General features: G+C 60.4%; 23 protein-coding genes and 1 pseudogene. 8 read left to right on the forward strand and 16 right to left on the reverse strand.

The features are described from left to right. Positions 1-8: 8 nt before the first annotated feature. Positions 9-743: an AraC family transcriptional regulator gene (locus tag L904_RS11700; protein WP_035263993.1), complete on the forward strand. Its 735-nt coding sequence runs from the start codon at positions 9-11 to the stop codon at positions 741-743. A 93-nt stretch (positions 744-836) separates the two neighbouring features. Continuing rightward, positions 837-1,766 carry a DMT family transporter gene (locus L904_RS11705; protein WP_035263990.1) on the forward strand — a complete coding sequence of 310 codons (930 nt, stop codon included), beginning with the start codon at positions 837-839 and terminating at the stop codon, positions 1,764-1,766. A gap of 204 nt (positions 1,767-1,970) precedes the next feature. On the opposite strand, the gene lipA is transcribed toward L904_RS11705, so the two are convergent. The 16 genes and pseudogenes from lipA to L904_RS11785 all read right to left on the reverse strand — a co-directional run bounded on the left by lipA (position 1,971) and on the right by L904_RS11785 (position 17,595). Next, positions 1,971-2,942 carry a lipoyl synthase gene (gene lipA / locus L904_RS11710; protein ID WP_003521361.1) on the reverse strand — a complete coding sequence of 324 codons (972 nt, stop codon included), beginning with the start codon at positions 2,940-2,942 and terminating at the stop codon, positions 1,971-1,973. 103 nt (positions 2,943-3,045) lie between these two features. Continuing rightward, positions 3,046-3,294, reverse strand: a complete 249-nt coding sequence (locus L904_RS11715) for a GlsB/YeaQ/YmgE family stress response membrane protein (protein WP_003521362.1) — start codon at positions 3,292-3,294, stop codon at positions 3,046-3,048. Between the two features lie 99 nt (positions 3,295-3,393). Further along, the gene (gene lpdA / locus L904_RS11720) at positions 3,394-4,839 is read right to left on the reverse strand and encodes a dihydrolipoyl dehydrogenase (protein ID WP_003502607.1); all 1,446 of its coding nucleotides are present in this window, start codon (positions 4,837-4,839) and stop codon (positions 3,394-3,396) included. A gap of 60 nt (positions 4,840-4,899) precedes the next feature. Then, entirely contained in the window at positions 4,900-5,544 is a 645-nt protein-coding gene (locus tag L904_RS11725; protein WP_020811800.1) for an SGNH/GDSL hydrolase family protein, read from the reverse strand. A 12-nt stretch (positions 5,545-5,556) separates the two neighbouring features. Beyond that, a complete protein-coding gene (locus L904_RS11730; RefSeq protein ID WP_020811799.1) occupies positions 5,557-6,927 on the reverse strand; it encodes a pyruvate dehydrogenase complex dihydrolipoamide acetyltransferase in 1,371 nt (456 codons plus the stop codon). A gap of 14 nt (positions 6,928-6,941) precedes the next feature. Beyond that, positions 6,942-8,354, reverse strand: a complete 1,413-nt coding sequence (locus L904_RS11735; RefSeq protein ID WP_059762555.1) for a pyruvate dehydrogenase complex E1 component subunit beta — start codon at positions 8,352-8,354, stop codon at positions 6,942-6,944. Between the two features lie 17 nt (positions 8,355-8,371). Then, positions 8,372-9,415 carry a pyruvate dehydrogenase (acetyl-transferring) E1 component subunit alpha gene (gene pdhA / locus L904_RS11740; RefSeq protein WP_035262411.1) on the reverse strand — a complete coding sequence of 348 codons (1,044 nt, stop codon included), beginning with the start codon at positions 9,413-9,415 and terminating at the stop codon, positions 8,372-8,374. 153 nt (positions 9,416-9,568) lie between these two features. Further along, on the reverse strand, positions 9,569-9,886 hold the full coding sequence (locus L904_RS11745) for a septum formation initiator family protein (RefSeq protein ID WP_003502598.1): 318 nt from the start codon (positions 9,884-9,886) through the stop codon (positions 9,569-9,571). Between the two features lie 360 nt (positions 9,887-10,246). Further along, positions 10,247-11,520 (reverse strand): annotated as a pseudogene (gene eno, locus L904_RS11750) (phosphopyruvate hydratase). A 150-nt stretch (positions 11,521-11,670) separates the two neighbouring features. Further along, positions 11,671-12,516: a 3-deoxy-8-phosphooctulonate synthase gene (kdsA, locus tag L904_RS11755; RefSeq protein WP_059762556.1), complete on the reverse strand. Its 846-nt coding sequence runs from the start codon at positions 12,514-12,516 to the stop codon at positions 11,671-11,673. Further along, positions 12,516-13,385 (reverse strand): VOC family protein, encoded by an 870-nt coding sequence (locus tag L904_RS11760; RefSeq protein WP_035262413.1) that lies wholly within the window; start codon positions 13,383-13,385, stop codon positions 12,516-12,518. The genes kdsA and L904_RS11760 overlap by 1 nt, the downstream gene beginning before the upstream one ends. A gap of 104 nt (positions 13,386-13,489) precedes the next feature. Further along, the gene (locus L904_RS11765) at positions 13,490-13,927 is read right to left on the reverse strand and encodes an RpiB/LacA/LacB family sugar-phosphate isomerase (RefSeq protein WP_003521371.1); all 438 of its coding nucleotides are present in this window, start codon (positions 13,925-13,927) and stop codon (positions 13,490-13,492) included. 61 nt (positions 13,928-13,988) lie between these two features. Continuing rightward, positions 13,989-14,633 carry a dihydroxyacetone kinase subunit DhaL gene (dhaL, locus tag L904_RS11770; RefSeq protein WP_035262415.1) on the reverse strand — a complete coding sequence of 215 codons (645 nt, stop codon included), beginning with the start codon at positions 14,631-14,633 and terminating at the stop codon, positions 13,989-13,991. Positions 14,634-14,644: 11 nt separating this feature from the next. After that, positions 14,645-15,637, reverse strand: a complete 993-nt coding sequence (locus L904_RS11775; RefSeq protein ID WP_035262418.1) for a dihydroxyacetone kinase subunit DhaK — start codon at positions 15,635-15,637, stop codon at positions 14,645-14,647. Positions 15,638-15,680: 43 nt separating this feature from the next. After that, complete coding sequence (locus L904_RS11780; protein ID WP_035262422.1) at positions 15,681-16,556, reverse strand: sugar phosphate isomerase/epimerase; 876 nt, start codon at positions 16,554-16,556, stop codon at positions 15,681-15,683. Positions 16,557-16,707: 151 nt separating this feature from the next. Continuing rightward, a complete protein-coding gene (locus L904_RS11785; RefSeq protein ID WP_035262423.1) occupies positions 16,708-17,595 on the reverse strand; it encodes a LysR substrate-binding domain-containing protein in 888 nt (295 codons plus the stop codon). Positions 17,596-17,762: 167 nt separating this feature from the next. Here L904_RS11785 and L904_RS11790 point away from each other — a divergent pair, with 167 nt between their 5' ends. The 6 genes from L904_RS11790 (at position 17,763) to L904_RS11815 (ending at position 23,523) form a co-directional block, all read left to right on the forward strand. After that, entirely contained in the window at positions 17,763-18,524 is a 762-nt protein-coding gene (locus L904_RS11790; protein ID WP_035262426.1) for an SDR family NAD(P)-dependent oxidoreductase, read from the forward strand. Positions 18,525-18,583: 59 nt separating this feature from the next. After that, positions 18,584-19,456, forward strand: a complete 873-nt coding sequence (locus L904_RS11795) for a transketolase (RefSeq protein ID WP_051671879.1) — start codon at positions 18,584-18,586, stop codon at positions 19,454-19,456. Beyond that, a complete protein-coding gene (locus L904_RS11800) occupies positions 19,453-20,484 on the forward strand; it encodes a transketolase family protein (RefSeq protein ID WP_051671880.1) in 1,032 nt (343 codons plus the stop codon). The genes L904_RS11795 and L904_RS11800 overlap by 4 nt, the downstream gene beginning before the upstream one ends. Before the next feature lie 121 nt (positions 20,485-20,605). Beyond that, positions 20,606-21,613, forward strand: a complete 1,008-nt coding sequence (locus L904_RS11805) for a TRAP transporter substrate-binding protein (protein WP_059752824.1) — start codon at positions 20,606-20,608, stop codon at positions 21,611-21,613. A 120-nt stretch (positions 21,614-21,733) separates the two neighbouring features. Continuing rightward, on the forward strand, positions 21,734-22,267 hold the full coding sequence (locus L904_RS11810; protein ID WP_035261735.1) for a TRAP transporter small permease: 534 nt from the start codon (positions 21,734-21,736) through the stop codon (positions 22,265-22,267). Further along, a complete protein-coding gene (locus L904_RS11815; RefSeq protein WP_035261732.1) occupies positions 22,264-23,523 on the forward strand; it encodes a TRAP transporter large permease subunit in 1,260 nt (419 codons plus the stop codon). Before L904_RS11810 ends, L904_RS11815 begins: the two co-directional genes overlap by 4 nt. Positions 23,524-23,769 lie beyond the last annotated feature (246 nt).

Genomic DNA, 23,769 nt, shown 5'->3' on the forward strand with positions numbered 1-23,769 from the left:
ACAGCGTCATGACAGCCGCATCCGCCGATATCAGAACCTACAGGGAAGAAAGACCGAAGGAACGGCATGGCTTCGTTCAGATCGTTCTTCCGGTCTCCGGGCGTCTGCTGATCGATGTGGCGGGACGGCAGGACGAATTGTCAACCGGACGCGGCGCGTTCATCCATCGCGACGCGCCGCACACCCAGGAAGCGACGGCAAGCAACCGCTCGCTGGTGGTCGATATCGATGAAGACGCCCTTCCCGAGCAAACGCTCGAGAAATTCGCCCATTCGCCGTTTCTCGACATAGCGCAGGATACGCGGCAATTGATCGCCTATATGCGCGGCGTCATCGGAACAGAGGGGCGACGCGACGATATTGCCGGCCTGTGGGCGCCGCTTCTGGTCGACAGCCTTGCCAATGAGAAAGCCGACATCCGCCTACGCCTGCACAGGCTCGTTGCACTCGTCAGGGCGGAACCGTTCTTCCCCTGGACCATCGAGATGCTCGCCTCCTGCGTAACGATTAGCGACAGCCGCCTGCATGCGCTGTTTCTCGAAGAATTCGGCCTCCCGCCTCACCGCTGGCTGGCCGGGCTGCGCATGGACAAGGTCTGCGCATTGCTCAGCAATTCCACCCTGCCAATTGCCGAGATCGCCTTGCGGGCCGGTTTTTCCGACCAGACTGCACTGACGCGCGCCATGCGCAATGCAGTGGGTGAAACGCCCGCAGCCTACCGTCGGACCTACGGGATTCATTAAAACCACCAGCACATCCGTCAGGAGTTTTTGTCAAGACAGCCGCGGAGGGCTGTGGCACATCGCAGGCAAATACGAATGCGGATGTGACATGACATGAACAGAACAGGTCTCGGTGTTTTTTACGGCATGCTGGCGGGTGCGCTCTGGGGTGGGATTTTTCTCGCTCCCAAACTCGTGCCGGATTTTTCCGCCCTGCAACTGTCGACGGCGCGTTATCTCACCTATGGGCTGATTTCCCTCATCATCATCGGGCCGCGCCTGAAACGCGTGTCGGCCCATTTTGGCGCGCGGGAGTGGATAGCGCTCGGCTGGCTGAGCATGATCGGCAACATCGCCTATTATGTCTTCATATCGACCGCAGTGAAATTGAGCGGCGTCGCCTTCACCTCCATCATCATCGGCTTCCTGCCGGTCGCCGTCACCATCATCGGGAGCCGCGATCATGGCGCGGTGTCGCTGAAGAAGCTATGGCCGTCGCTGGCCTTCGGCGCGATGGGGATTATCGGCATTTCCTGGCAGTCGCTGACGGAAAACGATGCGGGGCTCGATGTCTCTCGCGTCATCGGTCTTGCCTGTGCGCTCGGTGCGCTGGCGTCATGGACGGCCTTTGCGGTCGGCAATGCCCGTTGGCTCTCCCGCCTTCACGATGTCAGCGCGGATGACTGGAACATGATGACGGGTGTGGTGACCGGCGGGCTTGCGCTCGCGCTCGCCATCCCGGCCTTTGGCTTTGGCGGCGAAAGCCATAGTTCAGGCGACTGGCTGCATTTTGTGGCTGTTGCAGCCGGGCTGGGTTTCACTGCCTCCATCCTCGGCAATGCCTTATGGAACCGCATGAGCCGCCTGCTGCCGCTCACCATGGTCGGGCAGATGATCCTGTTCGAAACGCTGTTTGCGCTGCTTTACGGTTTTCTCTGGGAGGGGCGTGGCCCGACACTGATTGAGGTCGTGGCAATATGTTCGGTGGTGCTGAGCGTTGTGCTGTGCATGCGGGCGCACCGGCCGGAGAGAATCACGGCATGATTGGATTGAGGGGCGTTACTGGCGGCTGAACTATTTCACAAGCCTCGCCTCCCACTCCCCGTCATCCTCGGGCCTGTCCCGAGGATCCAATCACAGATCGTACAATCGATAGGTCGTAGATGCTCGGGACAAGCCCGAGCATGACGGTGGAGAGAGCGTATATCGCCCGATCCAGCAACCTATGTTGCCGAACCTTTTTGTCCCTTACTCCGCAGCTGCCAGCAGCTTCTTCTCGCGCGCCGCACGCAGGCGTTCGAAATCGTCACCGGCGTGGTGCGAGGAGCGGGTCAGCGGGCTGGAAGACACCATCAGGAAGCCCTTGGTGTAAGCCACCGTCTCGTAGGACTTGAACTCTTCCGGCGTCACGAAGGCCTCGACCTTGTGGTGCTTGCGGGTCGGCTGCAGATATTGGCCGATGGTCAGGAAGTCGACATCCGCGCTGCGCAGGTCGTCCATCAGCTGCAGCACTTCGTTTCGCTCTTCGCCGAGGCCGACCATGATGCCCGATTTGGTGAACATGGTGGGATCGAGTTCCTTCACCCGCTGCAAGAGGCGCACAGAGTGGAAATAGCGCGCGCCGGGGCGAACCGTGAGGTAATTGCCCGGAACGGTTTCCATATTGTGGTTGAAGACATCGGGCTTGGCGGCGACGACCCGTTCCAGCGCGCCGGGCTTCTTCAGGAAGTCGGGGGTGAGGATTTCGATGGTCGTCGTCGGAGACGCAGCACGGATCGCCCAGATGACCTTCTCGAAATGTTCAGCACCGCCATCGGCGAGATCGTCTCGGTCGACCGAGGTGATGACGACGTGGGAAAGGCCCATCTGCTTGACGGCCTTGGCGACGTTCTCGGGCTCGGCCATGTCAAGCGGATTGGGCTTGCCGGTTGCGACATTGCAGAAAGCGCAGGCGCGGGTGCAGATTTCACCCATGATCATGAAGGTCGCGTGTTTCTTGTCCCAGCACTCGCCGATATTCGGACAGCCGGCTTCCTCGCACACCGTCACCAGCTTGTGCGAACGCACCAGTTCACGCGTCTCGTGATAGCCCTTGGATGTCGGCGCCTTGACGCGGATCCATTCCGGCTTGCGCATGACCTCGGTATCGGGCTTGTGCGCCTTTTCCGGGTGGCGAATGCGCTTTTCGTCGGACGACGTCCTGTCGAGAATAGTGACCATTAAAAACCTGCTTCCATCGCCCCTGGCGACCTAAACATCTGTTGGCCCGATGCTTTAGAACAATTCCAGAAAAAGCGTAAGCCCCTTCCGGTCACGAAGCCTGTCAGCGCCGTACCAGCTTCGCCAGAAACAGCAACAGGCTGGCGCCGATGAACGACGTGACGAAATAGCCGAGCCTGCTGTCCTGCACGAAAACATCGAAGGTTCGAAGCACCGCAACCGCAACCACCGAACCGACAATGCCGAGGATGATGTTCATGAAAATGCCGAAGCGCATATCCATGAGCTTGCCCGCAAGCCAGCCGGCGAGACCGCCGATGATGATTGCTGCAATCCAGCCTACACTTTCCATTCCCACGCTCCCTGAAAGAACCAGCCCCTTTTAAGAAGCCTGCATCGAGACATATGGGACACCCGGCATGGTTAGACAATGCCGGGTATCACGGAGCACTTATGCGTTCAGCACACGCCCATAGGCGTCGAGCACGCTTTCCTTCATCGATTCCGAAATGGTCGGATGCGGGAAGATCGTGTGCATCAGGTCTTCTTCAGTGGTTTCGAGGTTCATCGCAACAACGAAGCCCTGAATGAGTTCGGTCACTTCCGCACCGACCATATGCGCGCCAAGCAGTTCACCCGTCTTCTTGTCGAAGATGGTCTTGACCATGCCCTGGTCTTCCCCGAGCGCAACCGCCTTGCCGTTCGCCGCAAAGGAGAAGCGGCCGACGCGGATGTCGCGGCCCTGTTCCTTGGCCTTGGCTTCGGTGAGACCGACCGAGGCGACCTGCGGGTTGCAATAGGTGCAGCCCGGGATTTTGAGCTTGTCCATCGGGTGCACATTCGGCAGACCGGCGATCTTTTCCACGCAGATCACTGCTTCATGCTCGGCCTTGTGGGCGAGCAGCGGCGGGCCGGCGACATCGCCGATGGCGTAGATGCCAGGCACATTGGTCTTGCCGTAACCGTCGATGACGATGAAGCCGCGATCCGTCTTCACGCCGGCAGCCTCAAGGCCGATGCCTTCGATATTGGCGACGACGCCGACGGCCGAAATCATGCGGTCGGCGGTGATCTTCTCGGAAGAACCGTCCTTCTTCTCCAGCGTCGCGGTGATGGAGTTCGCGCCCTTCTCCACCTTGGAAACCTTGGTTTCAAGGTGAATTTTCATGCCCTGCTTTTCGAGCTGCTTCTTGGCGAAGGTGGAGATTTCCGCATCCTCGACCGGCATGACCTGGCTCATGATCTCGACGACGGTGACGTCGACGCCCATGGTGCGGTAGAAGCTGGCGAATTCGATGCCGATGGCGCCCGAGCCCATGACGAGCAGCGACTTCGGCAGTTCTTCCGGCTTCATCGCCTCGAAATAGGTCCAGATCAGCTTGCCATCCGGCTCAATGCCGGGCAGCGCGCGCGGGCGCGCACCTGTGGCGACGATGATGTGCTTGGCGGTATAGGTGCCCTCACCCAGCGTGTTCTTCGGCACGGGACCCTGCGGCTGAACCACCGGCTTGGTGGATTTGCCGACGACGATCTCGCCCGGCTTGGTGATTTTTGCTTCACCCCAGATAATATCGACCTTGTTCTTCTTGAACAGGAAACCGACGCCATTGTTCATGCGCGCGGCAATGCCACGCGAGCGCGCCACGATTGCCTTGACGTCCGGCTTGATCGAGCCTTCCAGCGTCAGGCCGTAATCCTTGGCATGCGTGGCGGTGTGCATGACATCGGCGGTGCGCAGCAGGGCCTTGGTGGGAATGCAGCCCCAGTTGGAGCAGATGCCGGCCAAATGCTCGCGCTCCACGACGGCAACCTTCATGCCGAGCTGGGCTGCGCGGATCGCGGCAATATAACCGCCCGGTCCCGAACCGATGATGATGACGTCATAAGATTGAGCCATTGGAAATCCTGCCTTGTCTTATTCGGGTGACGGCAAACCGCCCCGAAACGAGAATGAGTGTCAAAGTCCGAGCATCATGCGGACGACGGGCTCCAGCCCGCGGCCGATGGCCCGCGTGTTTTCAGCATCGAGATGAACGCCGTCCACCGGCGTCGTGCGGGCAACGGAGCCGGCATCGAAAAAACCGCAATCGAGGTCGTCGGCAAGGTCCCGGTAAACCGAAGCCAGCATGGCCGATTCATCGATCGCATCGCGATAGATCGCCCCCATCACGGGGTTTGCCGTTTCGCAAAGCTGCGGCGGCGCGACGATCAGAACATCCGGCGCTTCCCAGTCAGCCACTTGCCAGACGTGATTGCGCGTGAGTTTCACCAATCGCTCTATACCCTTCATGGCGACAATGGCCGATCCGTGGATCGACGGTTTCATGTCGTTGGTGCCGAGCATGATGATGACGAGATCAAGCGGCGCATGGCTGTGCAGCAGCGTCGGCAGAAGCCGCGCGCCATTGCGGTCACAATCGGCCGTCAAGTCGTCATAAGCGGTGGTACGGCCGCCCAGCCCTTCGTGGATCACATGCACGTCGGTACCGAGCGCCTTTTGCAAGACGCTCGGCCAAAGATCTTCATGGCTGTGACGGCCACCCGTTTCCGCATTTGATCCCCAGGTCAGGGAATCGCCAAAGCAGAGGACCGATTTCACCATGTCACGCTCCGATCAAACCAGCATGCCCATCGGGTTTTCGATGTAGCGCTTGAAGGCGCCGATCAGTTCGGCTCCGAGCGCGCCATCGACGCAGCGGTGGTCGGTGGAGAGCGTGACCGTCATGACGTTGGCGATCTTGATCTCGCCATTCTTCACGACAGCGCGTTCTTCACCCGCACCGACCGCCAGAATGGTGGCATGCGGCGGGTTGATGACGGCCGAGAAGCTCTTGACGCCCATCATGCCCATGTTGGACACGGCGGTCGTGCCGCCCTGATATTCCTCGGGCTTCAGCTTGCGCTCCTTGGCACGCTTGCCGTAGTCCTTCATCTCGTTGGAGATGGTGGAGAGCGACTTCTCTTCCGCCTTGCGGATGATCGGCGTGATCAGGCCACCCGGAATGGAAACGGCAACGCCGACATCCGAATGCTTGTGCTTGACCATGGCGCTTTCCGTCCAGGAGACGTTGGCGTCAGGCACATCGCGCAAGGCAAGAGCCAGCGCCTTGATGACCATGTCGTTGACCGACAGCTTGTAGGCGGGCTTGCCGTCCTTTTCGGGGGCAGCCGCGTTGAGCTGGGCGCGCAGCGCCAGAAGCGTATCGAGCTCGCAATCCACGGAAACGTAGAAATGCGGAACCGTCTGCTTGGATTCGACCAGACGCTTGGCGATGACCTTGCGCATGCCGTCATGCGGCACCAGCTCGTAGGAGCCCTGTTCGAACAGCTTGAGAACCGCTTCGTCCGACTGGCCCTTGGCGAGAGCGGGAGCCGGTGCGCCGGCAGCTGCTGCTGCAGACGGCGCAGCCTTGGCACCGCCGGAAGCGGCAGCCTTTTCAACGTCGGTCTTGACGATACGGCCATGCGGGCCGGAACCGGAAACGGCCGAGAGGTCGAGACCGGCTTCCTTGGCGAGACGGCGGGCAAGCGGCGAAGCGAAGATGCGCTCGCCGGACTTTGCGACCGGAGCCGGCGTGGACGACGCGGCAGCCTGATCGGCGGCCGGTTTTTCAGCCTTGGCCGGGGCAGCTTCTTCCTTCGGCGCTTCGGCCTTTGCAGCTTCCTGCTTCGGAGCCTCAGCCTTGGCGGGAGCGGGAGCGGGAGCGGCAGCGCCGCCCTTTGCCGCCTCGGCCACATCCTCGCCATCGGCGGCGAGGATGGCGATCAGGGCGTTGACCTTGACCGCTTCGGTGCTCGCCGGAACGACCAGCTTGGCGACCGTGCCTTCGTCAACGGCTTCCACTTCCATGGTCGCCTTATCGGTCTCGATCTCGGCGATCACGTCACCGGGTGCGACCTTGTCGCCTTCCTTGACCAGCCACTTGGCCAGATTACCCTCTTCCATCGTCGGAGAAAGGGCAGGCATGGTGATGTTTATCGGCATCGAAACGCCTCCCCTTACTTGTAGCAGACGGTTTTGACGGCCTGAACGACTTCATCGACGTTCGGCAGAGCCAGCTTTTCGAGGTTTGCCGCGTAAGGCATCGGAACGTCCTTGCCGGCAATCGTCAGGATCGGCGCATCGAGATAATCGAAAGCGGCGCGCATGACCTGGTTGGCAATGAAGTCACCGACCGATGACTGCGGGAAGCCTTCCTCAACAGTCACCAGACGACCGGTCTTCTTGACCGATTCGATGACGGTGGGCAAATCCATCGGACGAATGGTGCGCAGATCGATCAGTTCGACGTCGATGCCGAGCTTTTCGAGTTCAGCAACCGCCTTGATGGCATAGGTCATGCCGATGCCGAAGGAAACGATGGTCGCATCCTTGCCCTTGCGGTGAATGCGCGCCTTGCCGATCGGCAGCACGAAATCATCGAGCTTCGGCACTTCGAAGCTCTGGCCGTAGAGAATTTCATTTTCCAGGAAAATGACCGGGTTCGGATCGCGGATGGCGGCCTTGAGCAGACCCTTGGCGTCGGCTGCCGTGTAAGGCATGACGACCTTGAGGCCCGGAATATGGCTGTACCATGCGGCGTAACATTGCGAATGCTGTGCACCGACGCGGGCAGCAGCGCCCGAGGGACCGCGGAACACCATCGGAGCGCCCATCTGGCCACCCGACATGTAAAGCGTCTTCGCCGCCGAGTTGACGATCTGGTCGATCGCCTGCATGGCGAAGTTGAAGGTCATGAATTCGACGATAGGCCGCAGGCCCGTCATCGCCGCACCGACGCCGATACCGGCAAAGCCGTGCTCGGTGATCGGGGTATCGATAACGCGACGCTCACCGAATTCCTGCAACAGGCCTTGGGTGATCTTGTAGGCGCCCTGATATTCGGCGACTTCTTCACCCATGACGAAGACTTTTTCGTCGGCGCGCATTTCTTCGGCCATGGCGTCGCGCAGCGCTTCACGCACCGTCGTCATCACCATTTCCGTGCCTGCCGGAATATCCGGATCGGCAGCAACTTCGATCTTGGGTGCTGCCGGAACCTTGGCGGCTTCCTTGGCAGCGCTCGGCTCCTCGATCGCTTCGCGGGTCTTGCCGCCAGCCGCATCCGAATCGGAATTTGCGGCTTCAGCCTTCGGCGCGGGAGCGGACGCGACGTCGTCGGCGCTTTCACCTTCCTGGAGGAGGACTGCGATCGGCGTGTTGACCTTGACGCCTTCGGTGCCGGCATCGATCAGCAGCTTGCCGATGACGCCCTCGTCCACGGCTTCCACTTCCATGGTCGCCTTGTCGGTCTCGATCTCGGCGATCACGTCGCCGGAGGTGACCTTGTCGCCTTCCTTTTTAAGCCATTTGGAAAGCGTGCCTTCCTCCATGGTCGGGGAAAGGGCGGGCATAAGAATTTCTACTGGCATGGGTTTCCCTTTCCCGATCAGAGCAGAATGTCGGTGTAGAGCTCGGATACATCCGGCTCTGGGTCGTTCTGGGCGAAGTCGGCGCTGTCGGCGACGATATCACGGACATCCTTGTCGATGGCCTTGAGTTCGTCTTCGCTTGCCCAGCCCTGCTCCAGAAGCCGTGCCTTGACCTGCTCGATCGGGTCATGTTCGGAGCGCATCTTCTGCACTTCGTCTTTCGAACGGTATTTCGCCGGGTCGGACATGGAGTGACCACGGTAACGGTAGGTCAGCATTTCCAGAATGATTGGACCCTTGCCCGAACGGCAATGTTCCAGCGCCTGATCGGCGGCGGCCTTGACGGCGCGCACGTCCATGCCATCCACCTGGATGCCGGGAATGCCGAAGGACTGGCCGCGCAGCGAATAGTTCGACTGGGCGGTGGCGCGGGCGGTGGAGGTGCCCATGGCGTAACGGTTGTTCTCGACGATATAGATGATCGGCAGTTTCCAGAGAGCGGCCATGTTGAAGCTCTCGTAGACCTGGCCCTGGTTGGCGGCGCCGTCACCGAAATAGGTCACGGAGACATTGTCGTTGCCGCGATAGCGGTTGGCGAAGGCGAGACCAGTGCCAAGCGAAACCTGCGCGCCGACGATGCCGTGGCCGCCATAGAAATGTTTCTCCTTGGAGAACATGTGCATCGAGCCGCCCTTGCCTTTCGACAGGCCGCCCTTGCGGCCGGTCAGTTCGGCCATGACGCCACGCGCGCTCATGCCGAGCGCCAGCATGTGGCCGTGGTCGCGGTAAGCGGTGATGACCTGATCGCCTTCCTTCTGCGACATCTGCATGCCGACGACGACAGCTTCCTGACCGATGTAGAGGTGACAGAAACCACCGATGAAGCCCATGCCATAGAGCTGGCCGGCCTTTTCCTCGAAACGGCGGATGAGCAGCATTTCACGATAAGCGTGAAGCTCTTCTTCCTTCGAGAAGTCCGGGCTGTTCTTGCCGGTGAATTCGGTTGCGGCCTTTGCCGTGGTCTTGCGGCCGGATACGGTCGCTGGTTTTCGCGGCGCCATTCATCCCTCCCTGAGTTGCCGTTTGAATGGATAGAGTGGCGCGTACCATATGCAAGAAAATGCCATGCAGCAATGCTTTAAACGCATGGCACATATTCACGCTAAGATGCTGTGAATAAATCAGAAATGTTAAATTAACTTGATTTAGGTTAATTAGAAATATGTGTTCATGATGACGATTTCGTCCGTGCGGGACATATTCAGCTGGTAACGGGAAATCTCGTCGATCATGTCCCGCTCCAGCGAGCCATCGCTCATCAATTCCACCTGCCGCTCCAGCGCCACACGAGCCTGCGTCAGCTTGGCAAGCTCCGCAGTGCGGGTGATACGCTGCCGCTCCAGCCGCTCCGTCGCCTGCAGGCCGAAGTCGCCATGGATGGAATGATAGCCGAAATAGGAAAGAAAAGCGATCGTGATGGCCGGAACGATCAAACGGCCGAATCGTCTCTTTTTATGATGTCTGGTCCACATGCCGGAGAGAAGCCTTAAAACGCATAACGTGAGTCTCGAGACTAAGGCGGATTGTTTAACTATCCGTTGACCTTAAATTCCAATCGGCAGATGCACGCAAAAAAGCCCGCCGGAGGGCGGGCTAAGAATGGCAGCGACGTTAAAAGAACCCTCGTCATACCGGCCCCCGGAACAAGCCCGAGGATGATCCGGCATCCAGCCACAGCGCGTCTGCGCTGTGGGGGGAGTCTTTCGCAATCAAGGACGTGATCGCGCTGGACCCCGGATCAAGTCCGGGGTGACGGAATGCGGATGCTACCGCTCGCCTCTGAATGAGCCCGCCAAGGCGGCGGGCCGCATCACAAACCAATACTGCCGGAATTACCCGCGCAGGATCGAGCGGCCGGCGTAAGCGGCCTGCGGGCCGAGCATTTCCTCGATGCGGATCAGCTGGTTGTACTTCGCGAGCCGGTCGGAACGGGCGAGCGAGCCGGTCTTGATCTGACCGCAATTGGTGGCGACCGCGAGATCGGCGATGGTGGAATCTTCGGTTTCGCCCGAACGGTGCGACATGACGGCGGTGTAACCGGCCTTGTGCGCTGTCTCGACCGCATCCAGCGTCTCGGAGAGCGAACCGATCTGGTTGACCTTGACGAGGATGGAGTTTGCAACGCCCATCTTGATGCCGTCGCGAAGACGCGCGGAGTTGGTGACGAAGAGATCGTCGCCGACGAGCTGGCACTTGTTGCCGATGAGATCGGTCAGCGTCTTCCAGCCTTCCCAGTCGTCTTCGGCCATGCCGTCTTCGATGGAAATGATCGGTACTTGGCGACGAGTTCCGCCAGATATTCCGCCATCGCGCCCGATTCCAGTGTGCGGCCTTCGCCTTCGAGAACGTATTTTCCGTCCTTGAAGAATTCGGTCGAGGCACAGTCGAGACCGACGAACATGTCGTCGCCCGGACGGTAGCCGGCCTTTTCAATCGACTTCATGATGAAATCGAGTGCGGCCGGTGCGCTTTCGAGACCCGGTGCGAAACCGCCCTCGTCGCCGACATTGGTGTTGTGACCCTGGGCAGCCAGTTCTTTCTTCAGCGTATGGAACACTTCAGAACCCATGCGCACGGCTTCGCGGATATTTTCCGCGCCGACCGGCAGGATCATGAATTCCTGGAAGTCGATGGGGTTATCGGCATGCGCACCGCCATTGATGATGTTCATCATCGGAACCGGCAGCAGATGTGCGTTCGGGCCGCCGACATAACGGTAAAGCGGCAGGCCGGAGGCTTCGGCGGCAGCCTTGGCGACAGCGAGCGATACGCCGAGGATGGCGTTGGCGCCGATGCGCGACTTGTTCGGCGTGCCGTCGAGCACGATCATCGTCTGGTCGATCTGGATCTGGTTTTCAGCGTCGAAGCCGCCGATGGCGTCGAAGATTTCCGTATTAACGGCTTCAACCGCCTTTTCCACGCCCTTGCCGAGATAACGCTTGCCGCCATCGCGCAGCTCAACCGCCTCATGCGCGCCGGTGGAGGCGCCGGAGGGAACGGCGGCACGGCCCATGGAGCCGTCTTCGAGGTAAACATCGACTTCAACGGTCGGGTTGCCGCGGCTGTCGAGGATTTCGCGCGCGATGATATCGGTAATGGCAGTCATGGTCTCTCCCTTGGGAATGGAACAGATATTTTCCGTCGCCTGTCTTAGACGATGGCGAAGAAATTACAATGACGACGGGCGGCAGAAACGGCCCGCCCGCCATTAAAATCGATTGGCACAGACAGTACCCGCCGCAACGCCCGCCGCCCCTCAGGCTTTGGTAATGGCGTCGAAGGCGAGCAGCTTTTCCAGCAGTTTCGGCATGTCCTTCAGATGAACCATGTTGGGGCCGTCGGACGGTGCATTGTCCGGGTCCTCATGGGTCTCGATGAAGAGGCCGGCGACGCCGACAGCAACCGCCGCCCGCGCCAGAGTCTCGACGAATTCGCGCTGGCCGCCGGTGGAACCGCCCTGCCCGCCCGGCTGCTGAACCGAATGGGTGGCGTCAAAGACAACAGGCGCGCCGAGCGAAGCCATGATCGGCAGCGAGCGCATGTCGGAAACAAGCGTGTTGTAACCGAACGAGGCGCCGCGCTCGCACAGAAGCACATTCGGATTGCCGCTCTCATTCAGCTTGGCCAGCACGTTCTTCATGTCCCAGGGGGCAAGGAACTGGCCCTTCTTGACATTGATGACGCGGCCAGTTTTCGCAGCGGCGACAAGAAGATCGGTCTGGCGGCTGAGAAAGGCCGGAATCTGCAGCACATCCACCACTTCGGACACGATGGCGCACTGTTCTTCGGTGTGAATGTCAGTCAAAACAGGAAAGCCAAATTCCTTCTTGAGATCGGCAAAAACCTGCATGGCGCTCTCAAGGCCGATGCCGCGCTTGCCGGAAAGCGAAGTACGGTTCGCCTTGTCGAAGGACGACTTATAAACGAGCCCGATCCCCAGCTTGTCGCAAAGCTCCTTCAGGACGCCAGCGATCATGAAAGCATGTTCCCGGCTTTCCATCTGGCAGGGGCCGGCGATCAAGGAAAATCGCTCTGTATTGGAAAAGGAAACCGAATTGGCGCCGTCGCCGGCGGTGACTTTGAGATTGTTCGTAACGCTCATCATTTTTCCTCGAAGGCGAATGCAACGCCCTGACCGGGCGCGGCGGACACCACCAGACGGCCGCCCGCTTCTGCGCTGGAGACGCCATTAGCAGCAAGCACCGCTTCTGTCACGGCAAGATCGTCAACGGAAAAGACGATGCCTGCGCCGTGCAGTCCATTGGGAGGATTGGGCAGGCTTTCGCTGAAGGCCGGTTTTTGGTTCAGCCTGATGCGCGCATTGCCGGTTGCAAAAAGAATATCTCCATCCGGAGACATCTCCTCCTCACAGGCAAATACCGTTTCGATCAGACGGACCGCGTTGGGATCGCCGCCGGAAAACAGAACGATCTCGCTGAGACCGGAAGCACCATTGGCGTGACGCTCCAGCGCCGCCCGGTCGTTCGGCAAAGCCTGCAATCGCTGGCAACTGAACAGAAAGAAATCCGAAGCCGTGCCGCTCGCTGCAAAAGCCAGCCGGAATGCCGCCTCACTCCGTGAGCCGTCCGGCATCCGCACGGGCCGTGAAAATTCAAAGATATCGCCCGCCGAGAAGCCGGACGCGGAAAACCTGTCATGATCGGCAATGGCGCTTTCGCTTCTTGCCACCAGGGCCGAAAAACCGTCCTCGCCATGACGCTGCCGAAAGGCCCGATCCCTACCGGTGAACACGTCGCCCCTGTTCACCGAGTCATTATATTTAGCCGGATCAGCAATGGCGAGCGGTTCCAGATAGGTGCCGTCCGCGAAGAAAACGCAGGCATTCTGCGTGCCGAAGGGATGGAGGGCCTCCGGAGCGACGGTGAAGCCGAGAATCTCAAGGCGGTCTTTCGCCACGGCAAGAGACTGTACCGGCAAAACGAGATGATCGACACTATTTCGGTTCGCCATGATCGAGCCCCTGTGCTGCGGGTTTGTGCGTGACAAAAGCACAGATGACACCAGCAATGCAAACGGTCAGCTTCGCCGGGTCGGCCTCGTCACGCACCTATGGCTCACCGGCAGGCGTCGAGACGGTTGATCGCCTCCACGTTTTTCGCTGAGGATCCTTTCGGATCGAAATCCGATGCCAGCCAGGTGTCGACGATGGCTTTCGCCAGTTCCGGGCCGATCACGCGGGCGCCCATGGTGATGATCTGGGCGTTGTTGGATTTCGCCGCCCGTTCGGCGGAATAGGTGTCATGGGTCAAGGCGGCGCGGATGCCGGGCACCTTGTTGGCGGAAATGCAGACGCCGATGCCGGTTCCACAAAACAATAGGCCGCGATCGAATTCGCCGGCGATGATGCTGCCGGCCACGGCTTCGGCCAGATCGGCATAAAATCCGTCCTGGCTTCGATCCACGACGGTCAGCCCTTGCCTGCCCGAGAGATGGGCGAGCACCGCATCCAGCAGGGGTTTTCCGGCGCTGTCGGCGCCTGCGACAATTCTCATTTCCAAATCTCCCGTTAGTCGCGCGTAAGCCCCGACGGGCTGCGGCCGCTATCTTCTGTTTTCACGATTGCAATCTGGCCTGTGCGCCTTCGGCAAGGCTGCGCAGGATGAGCGCGCAGGAGGTGGCGCCGGCATCGAGAACACCGAGCGAGCGCTCGCCGAGACGGCTGGCGCGGCCGATCTTCGCCACGAGATTGATGGTCGAATCCCTGCCGGTTTCGGCGGCAGCGACAAGGGCTGCGGCAGCATCGTGGAATGACGCGCCCGCGGCGGTGGCGGTGTCGAATGCCGTAACGGCCGGCACCAGCGTATCCAGCAGCGTCTTGTCGCCCACCTTGGCCGAACCGATGGAACTGACACCTTCGAGGCCGGCATGCAGCATTCTGCTGAAGGACGGTGCATCAATAACGTCGGCATTTTCGATTTTCTCGGCGAATTCCGTAAACATCACCCCATAAAGAGGCCCCATGGAACCGCCGATTTCCGTCATCAGGATCGTGCCGAGCGTATCGAGCGCCTTGGCAAGCGAGGCGTCCTGCCCTCTCAGCCGGTCTGCCGCCATGCCGAATCCCTTGGCCATGTTCACGCCATGGTCGCCATCGCCGATCTTGCCGTCGATCTCGCTGAGATAGGCGCGGTTTTCGATGATCCTTTCGGCCATGGAGAGAACGATATCGCCGGCCTTGGCGTTCTGAAAAGACTGCATGAATTTTCTCCTCACAGCATAACGGTGCAAAGCGCCTCGGTATCGAGCAGCGGTTTCAGCTCGTCATCCAGCGCCATCACGGTCAAAGTCGCGCCCACCATCTCAAGCGATGTGAAATAGTTGCCGATATAGGTTTTGTGGATTTTCAGGCCACGCGCCGAAATCTCGGATTCTATCGTGTCGTTGAGGATGTAGAGTTCGTTGACGGGCGTCGCACCAAGCCCGGAGACCAGCACCGCCACCTCGCTGCCGGCCGGCAGGTTGTGATCGTCGAGCACGATCTTGCACATGTCCTTCGCCACATCAGCAGCGGATTTCAGCTTCTCGACGCGAACGCCGGGTTCGCCATGGTGACCTATGCCCACTTCAATCGTGCCCGGTTCGATCTGAAAGTTGGGATGGCCGACCGCCGGCAGGGTGCAGGGGCCGAGACCGACGCCGATGGAGCGGCAATTGTCGATGGCCTTCTGGGCGGTGGCGCGCACCTCCTCCAGCGAAGCGCCGCCTGCCGCCTTGGCGCCGCCGATCTTCCACATGAAGATTTCACCGGCGACGCCGCGGCGTTTCTCACGCTCCTCGGGAGCGGCGGAACACACATCGTCATTGGCGACGACGGTGGCGATCTCGATGCCGTCTTTGGCGGCGAGCTTTGTCGCCATCTTCACATTCATATTGTCGCCGGCATAATTGCCGTAGAGCACGATCACGCCCCTGCCGCCATTGGCTTCGCGGATCGCGTCGTGAAAGCTCTTGGCCGTGGGTGATGAAAACAATTCGCCGACGGCGACGGCATCCAGCATGTTGCGGCCGGTGTAACCGATAAAGGCCGGCTCATGCCCGGAGCCGCCGCCCGTGACCACGCCGACCTTGCCGGCGACCGGTGCACCCCGGGCGACGACGACACGCGGATTTTCCGCAAGGCGCACGATGTCGCGATGGGCCTTGACGAAGCCTTTCACCGTATCTTCGACCACCTCGTCGGGGTTATTCACAAATCTCTGCATTACTCTCCTCCTTTATGCCGTCTGCGCCAGCCCCTGCCGCTTCTCAGGCGACAGCGGCCGAGCTTGCGGCTCCGCCCCCGGCCAATCCTCTTTTGACCGCGTCAAGCGAAACCGTCAGCGCCTGCTCTATTTCCCGAAGCGATGCGGGGCTGATACGCCTTACCGGCTGGGCATCCGCGCGACGGTGAAGGCGCGCTGGAAACTCGATGCTGATCGGCATCTCCGGCTTTTTGGCAATCTCACCGAGCAGCTTGCCGCAATCGATATCGCCCTCGCCCACCGGCACGAAAAACCAGCCTTCGGGCGTGCGTTTCACGTCCTTGATATGCGCATGGACCGAGGCCGGCAGCGCCGCCACCGCGTCATCGGCAAAATCCTTGAGTTGCTGACGATGGGACGCGGTATTGGCCGCGTCATAATTCAGCCCAAGCCATGGGGAGCCGAAACGCCGCGTGAGCGCGATGCCCTCCTGCGCGATATTGAAAAGGTTGTCGCTGCCGTCGCCGGGATTTTCCAGCCCGATCACGATGCCGAAGGCCTCGGCACGGCGCAGAAGCACCTCGATATTGCGCAGGAACCGGTCTTCGCGCTGCCGGGCCGAGGCATTGGTGGCGATTACCCTCGCGCCGATTCCCGCTGCAAAAGCCATTCTACCGGTGAAAATTTCAACGGAATCGTCCAGTCCAAGATCGATATGCGACGACATGGCATGGCAGCCGAGCCCGGCATCGCCCAGCGAGCGGCGCCATGACGCCATTTCAGCCGGCAGGAACGCGCTTTCGTCGAATGGTTCGGTGTAACCGACGATAAAGGCAGGCTCCACATAGAGAAAACCGATCCTGGCGATGCTCTCCAGCATCTCCTCGCGCCCATAGCCGTCATATGGCGCGCCGGACGCCGATATGATGCGATCTTTCATGCAATCCTCCCCTTGAGCCGCAGCCGAAGGGACGATGCCGATCACGCTGCAACCTCATTATTCCGACCGGAAAATGACGGAGAGGTCCGCTCGTGAGCAAGCGGAAAAAATTAACGCGCCAGTGAATTCAATTCACGTAACAGCCGCATTCCTATTCAAATGCGGGATCCTGAAGATCTTCGATCAGCCAGTCGGCAAACCGTCTTGCCAGCCTGCGCTGGCTGCCGGATTTGGGATAGGCGAGATAATGGCCGACATAGTGAAGGTCCTGCGTCGCGCCGCTCAGGGGCGCGACCAGCCGCCCGGATTTTATCTCGCGATGGGCAAGCCGTGTCGATTCCAGCGCCACGCCGACGCCATTGGCGGCGGCATCGATCGCCAGGAAACTGCGGTCGAAACTCATGGCCTGAATGGGCGGCTTGCCCAGGCCATTGGCCTCGAACCAGTCCGGCCATTGCAGACGTTTGTTGTCGCTTCGAATAAGCAATTGCCGGTTCAAATCCCGGGGTGTCCTGATCTCGTCCGCGAGCGCCGGCGAGCACAGCGGCGTGACACGCTCGCTGCCCAGCGGAATGATGATGAGATCGTCTCCCTGCGGTTCGCCATAGATGATATCGGCATCGAATTCACCATCGACGAAACGCACATAGGCGGTGCTGGCCGCCAGCCGCACCTCGATCCCCGGATTGGCGTTCAAGAATTGCGGCAGGCGCGGAGACAGTACCTGCGCCGCATAGCTGGGCGCACAATGCAGGCGCAGAAGATGGGAGCGATTGGAGGACACCACCTCGATGCCCTGCCGCAACTCCTCGAAGGCGTTCGATGCATGTGTCAGAAGTGTCTGCCCCGCCGCAGTCAGGCGCACGGTTCGCGTGGTGCGCTCGAAAAGCGGCGTACCGAGCACCCTTTCGAGCTTGACGATGGCATGGCTGACGGCGCTCGCCGACAGGTTGAGCTCATCGGCAGCGGCCCGGAAAGAGCCGAGCCGGGCGGCGGATTCGAAGGCGCGGATGGAGGTGAGTGAAATGCCGTTCAACATTCGATTACTGAAGCAGATTCATGATCCGATGTAAACTTCGCGTTTGAAGCGCCCGCTGCCCACCTGCAATATCGATACTGCATTCGTCGCAGGACGGGATGCGGCGGCAGGTCGGGAGCACCGCCGTCAAGCGTATGAAGCCGGCGCCCGGCTTGGGAGGATTGCTTATGTTGTTGAATGGAAAGACCGCGGTTATTTCAGGCGCCGCCAGCAAACGCGGCATCGGCCGCGCCACGGCGGAACTTTTCGCCCGCCACGGCGCCCGCGTCGCCATCGTGGATCTGGATGAAGCCGGCAGCATCGAAGCCGCGGCCTCGCTTGAAAAAGTGGATGGCGGCGAGCATCTCGGCGTCGGCGGCAATGTGGCGGATCGCGCCTCCTGCGAGGCGGCCGCGCAAAAAGTCATCGCCGCTTTCGGCAAGATCGATATCCTCATCAATAATGCCGGCATTACGCAGCCGGTGAAGACGCTCGACATTACCGGCGCAGACTGGCAGCGCATCGTCGATGTCAACATGACCGGTGTGCTGAATTTCAGCCAGGCCTTCATTCCCAACATGCGCGACAATGGCGGCGGCTCGATCGCCTGCATGTCGTCGGTCTCCGCACAGCGTGGCGGCGGCATTTTCGGCGGGCCGCATTATTCGGCGGCCAAGGCGGGCGTTCTCGGTCTCGCAAAGGCCATGGCGCGCGAATTCGGCCCCGACGGCATTCGCGTCAACTCCGTCACTCCCGGCCTGATCCAGACCGACATTACCGGCGGTAAGCTGACCGACGACATGCGCCGCGACATTCTCAAGGGCATTCCGCTCAACCGTCTCGGCGATGCCATCGATGTCGCCAATATCTATCTTTTCCTCGCCTCAGACCTCTCCTCCTACGTCACCGGTGCGGTTGTCGACGTGAATGGCGGAATGCTCATTCACTGAAAACCACCTGTCGAAGCCGATAAACCGGCTTCGATTTTTCTGACCGGGAGGAGGAAACCATGGCTCAGGGATATCGGCACGCAGATGCAACCGGGGAAGCGGCGCTGGCGAATGTATCGCTGGCGGAACGCGCCTGGCGCATCCGGCGCAACGCCCTTTTGATGGGTGAGGTGCAGGGACAGGGTTATGTCGGCCAGGCGCTCGGCATTGCCGATGTTCTGGCGGTGGCCTGGTTTCACACCATGCGTTACCGGGCGGACGATCCGCATTGGGAAGGCCGCGACCGGTTTCTGCTCTCTATCGGCCATTATGCGATTGCACTTTACGCAGCGCTCATCGAGGCGGGCGTCATTCCGGAAGACGAGCTGGAGACCTATGGCTGCGACGGCTCGCGCCTGCCCATGTCCGGCATGGCCTCCTATACGCCGGGCATGGAAATCACCGGCGGATCGCTCGGCCATGGGCTTGGCATTGCGGTGGGCATGGCTCTTGGTCTCAAGCGCAAGAATTCAGACCGGTTCATCATCAACATGATGTCGGATGGCGAGTTGGGCGAAGGTTCGACCTGGGAGGCCGCCATGGGCGCATCCCATCACAGGCTCGGTAATCTCATCAATCTCGTGGACTTCAACAATCAGCAGGCGGACGGCCCTTCCCGCGAGATGCTGTCCTCCGAACCTGTGGACGCCAAATTCGCGGCCTTCGGCTGGCACGTACAGCGCGTGGACGGCAACGATATCGACAAGGTTCGCGAGGCCTTCGATATCGCCATGTCACTTACCGATGACAGGCCGCGCGCCATCATTTTCGATACCCGGATGGGCCGCGGCGTGCCCTTTCTCGAAAACCGCGAAATCACCCATTTCATTCGCGTGGAAGCGCATGAATGGAAGCTGGCGCTCGACGCGCTTGAAGAAGGACGGCCGCAATGAGTGCAGCAGCCCCGCAGAAGCGCCTCACCACATCGGCGATGATCGCCTCCATCGCCGCCGAAGGCCAGCCGACACGGCCTGCTCCCTTCGGTCACGCCCTTGTTCAGCTGGCGAAGGAACGCGAGGATATTGTCGGCCTCACTGCCGATCTCGGCAAATATACCGACCTGCATATTTTCGCCAAAGCCTTTCCCGAGCGCTTTTATCAGATGGGTATGGCCGAGCAGCTTTTGATGAGCACTGCCGCCGGTCTGGCGCGCGAAGGCTGCGTGCCCTTCGCGACCACCTATGCGGTCTTTGCCGCCCGCCGCGCCTATGATTTCATCGCGATGGCGATTGCCGAGGAAAACCTGCCGGTGAAGATCGTCTGCGCCCTGCCCGGCCTGACGACGGGTTACGGCCCCAGCCATCAGGCAACCGACGATCTGGCGATCTTTCGCGCGCTGCCGAACATGACCATCGTAGATCCCTGCGATGCGACCGACATAGAAGGCGCGGTGCCGGCCATTACGGATTATAACGGCCCCGTTTATATGCGCCTGCTGCGCGGCCAGGTGCCGGTGGTGCTCGAAGAATATGGCTATCGGTTCGAACTCGGCAAGGCGAAGCTTATCCGCGATGGTGCACAGGTCCTTTTCATATCGTCCGGCATATTGACGATGCGGGTTCTCGAAGCGGCTGCCCTGCTTGAGAAGGAGGGCGTCGGCTGCGCCGTGTTGCATTCCCCCACCATCAAGCCGCTCGATACCGCCTCGATCTTCGCGGAAGTGGACCGGGCTGATCGTCTGGTCATCGTGGCGGAAAACCACAGCGAAATCGGCGGGCTTGGAGAGGCCGTGGCAATGGCGCTGGTGAAAAGCGGCCGTGCCCCGCGCCTGCAACACATCGCCCTGCCCGACGCCTTTCTGGATGCGGGTGCTTTGCCCACCCTGCATGACCGCTACGGCATCTCGACGGCGATGATCGTGGCGCGCGCAAGGGCGTGGCTGGAGAATGAAAGTTTTGAAGTACCGCGCGGTTCGGTCTAAAGGCTGAAGCTGAAACATGGTGCGGAATCAGCCGGAGGGAGCCGGCGGTTTCAAGGGAGTGGAGCGCGTTATCCGCGTGTTCGGACAACGCCGAGGGTATTTAAATCCAGGGAGGAGAAAAATGAGTATTTCCATCAACAGGCGTATGTTCCTGACCGGTACCGGACTGGCACTGGCGGCGCCGGCCATTCTGACGACAGCCCGCAACGCCCGGGCCGCCACGACGCTGACGCTCGGCCATGGGGCTGCGCCGGGCAATCCGCGCACGCTCGCGGCCGCGAAATTCGCGGAACTCGTTGCCCAGAAAACCGAAGGCCGCGTGGCGATCAACGTCGCCGGTTCGGAAACGCTTGGCAGCGACGCCGCCATGCTGACCAGCCTGCGCACCGGAGCGCTGGATTTCACCGCCAACAGCCAGGGTCCGGTTTCGAGCGTTGTTCCTGAACTTGCGGCACTCGGCCTACCCTTTCTGTTCAGCAACGCCGATCAGGCGATCAAGGTGCTCGAGGGCGATGTCGGCGCATCGCTCGATGCGCGCTTCCAGAAGGTCGGCATCGTGCCGCTCGACTGGTGGGACAACGGCATCCGCCATGTCTCCAATTCCAAACACGCCATCACCAAGCCGCAGGACGTCGCGGGCCTGAAAATCCGTACCCCCGCCGACCCGATGACCATGGATATTTTCAAGGCGCTGGATGCGGCGACGGTTCAGATCGCGTTTGGCGAACTCTACATCGCGCTTCAGCAGGGCGTGGTGGACGGGCAGGAAAATCCGCTGGTGAATATCGAAAGCTCCAAGCTTTACGAGGTCAACAAACATATCAGCCTCACCGCCCATAAATGGGAATCCACCCCGTTCCTGATGTCCAAATTCGCCGAAGGGCGGTTGGGCAAGGATTTCGAGGCGGTAAAGGCGGCTGCGAAGGAGGCAGGCGCGCTTCAGCGCAAACTCTCAGCGGAAAAGGCAAGCGCGTCTCTGGCCGCCTTCAAGGCCAATGCCGCCATCGAGGTGGTGGAAGACATCGACCACGCCGCTTTCGCGAAAGCGACCGCGCAGGTGCTGGAGACATGGAAGCAGAAGCCCTTCGGCGATTTCGTCGCCGAGCTGGAAAAGGCTGCCAAGGGCTGACGATCAGGATGCCGGGCCGGTTCATGCCGCCCGGCCTCGCCTTCATGTCCACTGACAGGATCGGCGGGAGCCTCGCTCACGCCGACATTCATACGGTTTCAGTTTTCAGGAGATGCGCCAATGCTCGAAGGAGCCTTGTCCGCCGCCAATCGCGTTGACAGTTTCATCGCCATCCTCTGCCGCATCATCATCGTGGCAACCGGCATTCTGCTCACGGTCATTATGACCGCAAACGTCATCGTCCGCTATCTATCGACATCCGGCGGGCTGGATTTTGCGGAAGAACTGCCGACCATGCTGTTTCCATGGTTCATCGTCGCCGGCATTACCCTTGCCGCGCAGAGCGGCGCGCATATGGCGGTGGAATGGATTTATGACAAGTTCGACGAACGCGGCAAGGTGGCGGTTCTGCTGTTCGCCAATCTCGTGACGGTCGCAAGTTTCGTCATTCTCGCGCAGCAGGCGCTTGTCGTCGCCGAGATCGCCGGCGCGGAAATCAGCCCTGTGCTGCAGCTGCCCAACAGCATCGGATATTATTCCATCGCCTTCGGCGCGGCATTGGTCTCGGTCACGACCGCAACCGCGAGCCTGCGCATTCTCTCCGGCGGCTGGCATGCCCGCCCGCACGGTGCAACCGAGGAGATGCCGCTATGACCATCGTGATGATCATTGCATTTTGTATCCTCATGATGATTGCGGTTCCGGTCGGCTATGCGCTGATCATCTCTGCCGGCGTCGCCGTGCTGTGGAACGGTTATGTGCCGCTTTCGCTCGTGGCGCAGCAGGTTTACGACCAGACGCAATCTTTCCCGATGCTGGCGCTGCCGTTCTTCATGCTCGCGGGAACGCTAATGCTCGGCGGCAAACTCGGAACCCAGCTTCTCGAACTCGCCTCCAAGGCCATGCAGCGCTGGCGCGGCGGCCCGCTTTCCACCGCCGTCATTTCGTCGGTCGTGTTCGGCGGCGTTTCCGGCTCGGCGGTCGCCAATGCGAGCGCACTCGGCTCGGTGCTCATTCCATGGCAAAAGCGCCAGGGCTACCCCGCTCCCCTTTGTGCGGCCAACAATGCCACCTCGGCTGTCATCGACGTGCTCATTCCGCCGTCGATCCCGATGATCCTCTATTCGCTGGTCAGCGGCGTCAGCATCGCCAATCTGTTCATCGCCGGCATTCTGCCGGGCCTGCTCATGGCCGTCGGTTTCATCTTCGTCTGCTGGGCCATTGCCGTGCGGCGGGGCTATGCGGTGCGTGACGAACGCATCCGCAAGCGCGATCTGGCACTACTTGCATTCCGCAGCCTGCCGGCGATCCTTCTGCCGATCCTGATCATCCTCGGCCTCCGCTTCGGCTTTGCAACGCCGACCGAAGTGGCCGTTCTTTCCGTCGTTTATTCGCTCGTGCTCAGCATCTTCTTCTATCGCGATCTGACATGGAAGCGTTTCTGCGACAATTTCGTCGAGGCCGGCTCCGCAACCGGCGTCGTCATGCTCGTCATCATGGGCAGCGCGGCGGTGGGCTGGGTGCTTACCTTCGATCAGGCGCCCCAGCATTTCGCCACCTGGGTCGCGGAGAATATCTCCAACCCGATCCTGATTATTCTCATGATGAATATCCTGATGCTGATCATCGGCATGCCGCTCGATCTGCCGCCGTCGATCCTGCTGCTCGGACCGATCTTCGTGCCGCTTGCGGATATGATCGGGCTCGACCGGGTGCAGCTCGGCATGATGATGGTGATCAATCTCGGTATCGGGCTCTATACGCCACCGATCGGCACCACGCTCTTCATCTCGTCCTCCATAGCCAGAGCGCCGCTCGGCGCAACGACGAGGGAATTGTGGCCGTTCTTCACCATGGCGATGCTGCTCCTTATCGCGGTCAGCTTCATTCCTGCGCTCACGATCTACTGACGTTCGGCGCGTAGCAAATCGGCAGCCAGAAACCACCGGCCGGGTCTCCCCGGTCGGTGGTTTCTGGTATTCAAGATGCGGCATACATCGTTAAATCTGCTTTGTTCATGGTTTCGACGATCAAATCACGATCTGCGATGCACCCTTCACGAAATTTTAGGGGATTGCGGAACACATATGGAACATATAGTGTTCGTTCTGTATTTGTTTCGCGACTTCAACGACGATTCTCAAGGGTGTTTTCCT

It is taken from the genome of Agrobacterium sp. LY4 (genome assembly GCF_001526585.1).
GTDB lineage: Bacteria > Pseudomonadota > Alphaproteobacteria > Rhizobiales > Rhizobiaceae > Agrobacterium > Agrobacterium leguminum.

Excerpts from the sequence above, each read along its gene's own strand:
- L904_RS11700 (WP_035263993.1), top strand. The coding sequence starts at position 9 with ATGACAGCCGCATCCGCCGATATCAGAACCTACAGGGAAGAAAGACCG.
- L904_RS11810 (WP_035261735.1), top strand. The coding sequence starts at position 21,734 with ATGCTCGAAGGAGCCTTGTCCGCCGCCAATCGCGTTGACAGTTTCATC.
- L904_RS11795 (WP_051671879.1), top strand. The coding sequence starts at position 18,584 with ATGGCTCAGGGATATCGGCACGCAGATGCAACCGGGGAAGCGGCGCTG.
- L904_RS11715 (WP_003521362.1), bottom strand. The coding sequence starts at position 3,294 with ATGGAAAGTGTAGGCTGGATTGCAGCAATCATCATCGGCGGTCTCGCC.
- pdhA (WP_035262411.1), bottom strand. The coding sequence starts at position 9,415 with ATGGCGCCGCGAAAACCAGCGACCGTATCCGGCCGCAAGACCACGGCA.
- L904_RS11730 (WP_020811799.1), bottom strand. The coding sequence starts at position 6,927 with ATGCCGATAAACATCACCATGCCTGCCCTTTCTCCGACGATGGAAGAG.
- L904_RS11725 (WP_020811800.1), bottom strand. The coding sequence starts at position 5,544 with ATGGTGAAATCGGTCCTCTGCTTTGGCGATTCCCTGACCTGGGGATCA.
- L904_RS11775 (WP_035262418.1), bottom strand. The coding sequence starts at position 15,637 with ATGCAGAGATTTGTGAATAACCCCGACGAGGTGGTCGAAGATACGGTG.
- lpdA (WP_003502607.1), bottom strand. The coding sequence starts at position 4,839 with ATGGCTCAATCTTATGACGTCATCATCATCGGTTCGGGACCGGGCGGT.
- kdsA (WP_059762556.1), bottom strand. The coding sequence starts at position 12,516 with ATGAGCGTTACGAACAATCTCAAAGTCACCGCCGGCGACGGCGCCAAT.
- L904_RS11805 (WP_059752824.1), top strand. The coding sequence starts at position 20,606 with ATGAGTATTTCCATCAACAGGCGTATGTTCCTGACCGGTACCGGACTG.
- L904_RS11785 (WP_035262423.1), bottom strand. The coding sequence starts at position 17,595 with ATGTTGAACGGCATTTCACTCACCTCCATCCGCGCCTTCGAATCCGCC.
- L904_RS11760 (WP_035262413.1), bottom strand. The coding sequence starts at position 13,385 with ATGGCGAACCGAAATAGTGTCGATCATCTCGTTTTGCCGGTACAGTCT.
- L904_RS11790 (WP_035262426.1), top strand. The coding sequence starts at position 17,763 with ATGTTGTTGAATGGAAAGACCGCGGTTATTTCAGGCGCCGCCAGCAAA.
- dhaL (WP_035262415.1), bottom strand. The coding sequence starts at position 14,633 with ATGCAGTCTTTTCAGAACGCCAAGGCCGGCGATATCGTTCTCTCCATG.
- L904_RS11800 (WP_051671880.1), top strand. The coding sequence starts at position 19,453 with ATGAGTGCAGCAGCCCCGCAGAAGCGCCTCACCACATCGGCGATGATC.
- L904_RS11735 (WP_059762555.1), bottom strand. The coding sequence starts at position 8,354 with ATGCCAGTAGAAATTCTTATGCCCGCCCTTTCCCCGACCATGGAGGAA.
- L904_RS11705 (WP_035263990.1), top strand. The coding sequence starts at position 837 with ATGAACAGAACAGGTCTCGGTGTTTTTTACGGCATGCTGGCGGGTGCG.
- L904_RS11745 (WP_003502598.1), bottom strand. The coding sequence starts at position 9,886 with ATGTGGACCAGACATCATAAAAAGAGACGATTCGGCCGTTTGATCGTT.
- L904_RS11815 (WP_035261732.1), top strand. The coding sequence starts at position 22,264 with ATGACCATCGTGATGATCATTGCATTTTGTATCCTCATGATGATTGCG.
- L904_RS11780 (WP_035262422.1), bottom strand. The coding sequence starts at position 16,556 with ATGAAAGATCGCATCATATCGGCGTCCGGCGCGCCATATGACGGCTAT.
- lipA (WP_003521361.1), bottom strand. The coding sequence starts at position 2,942 with ATGGTCACTATTCTCGACAGGACGTCGTCCGACGAAAAGCGCATTCGC.
- L904_RS11765 (WP_003521371.1), bottom strand. The coding sequence starts at position 13,927 with ATGAGAATTGTCGCAGGCGCCGACAGCGCCGGAAAACCCCTGCTGGAT.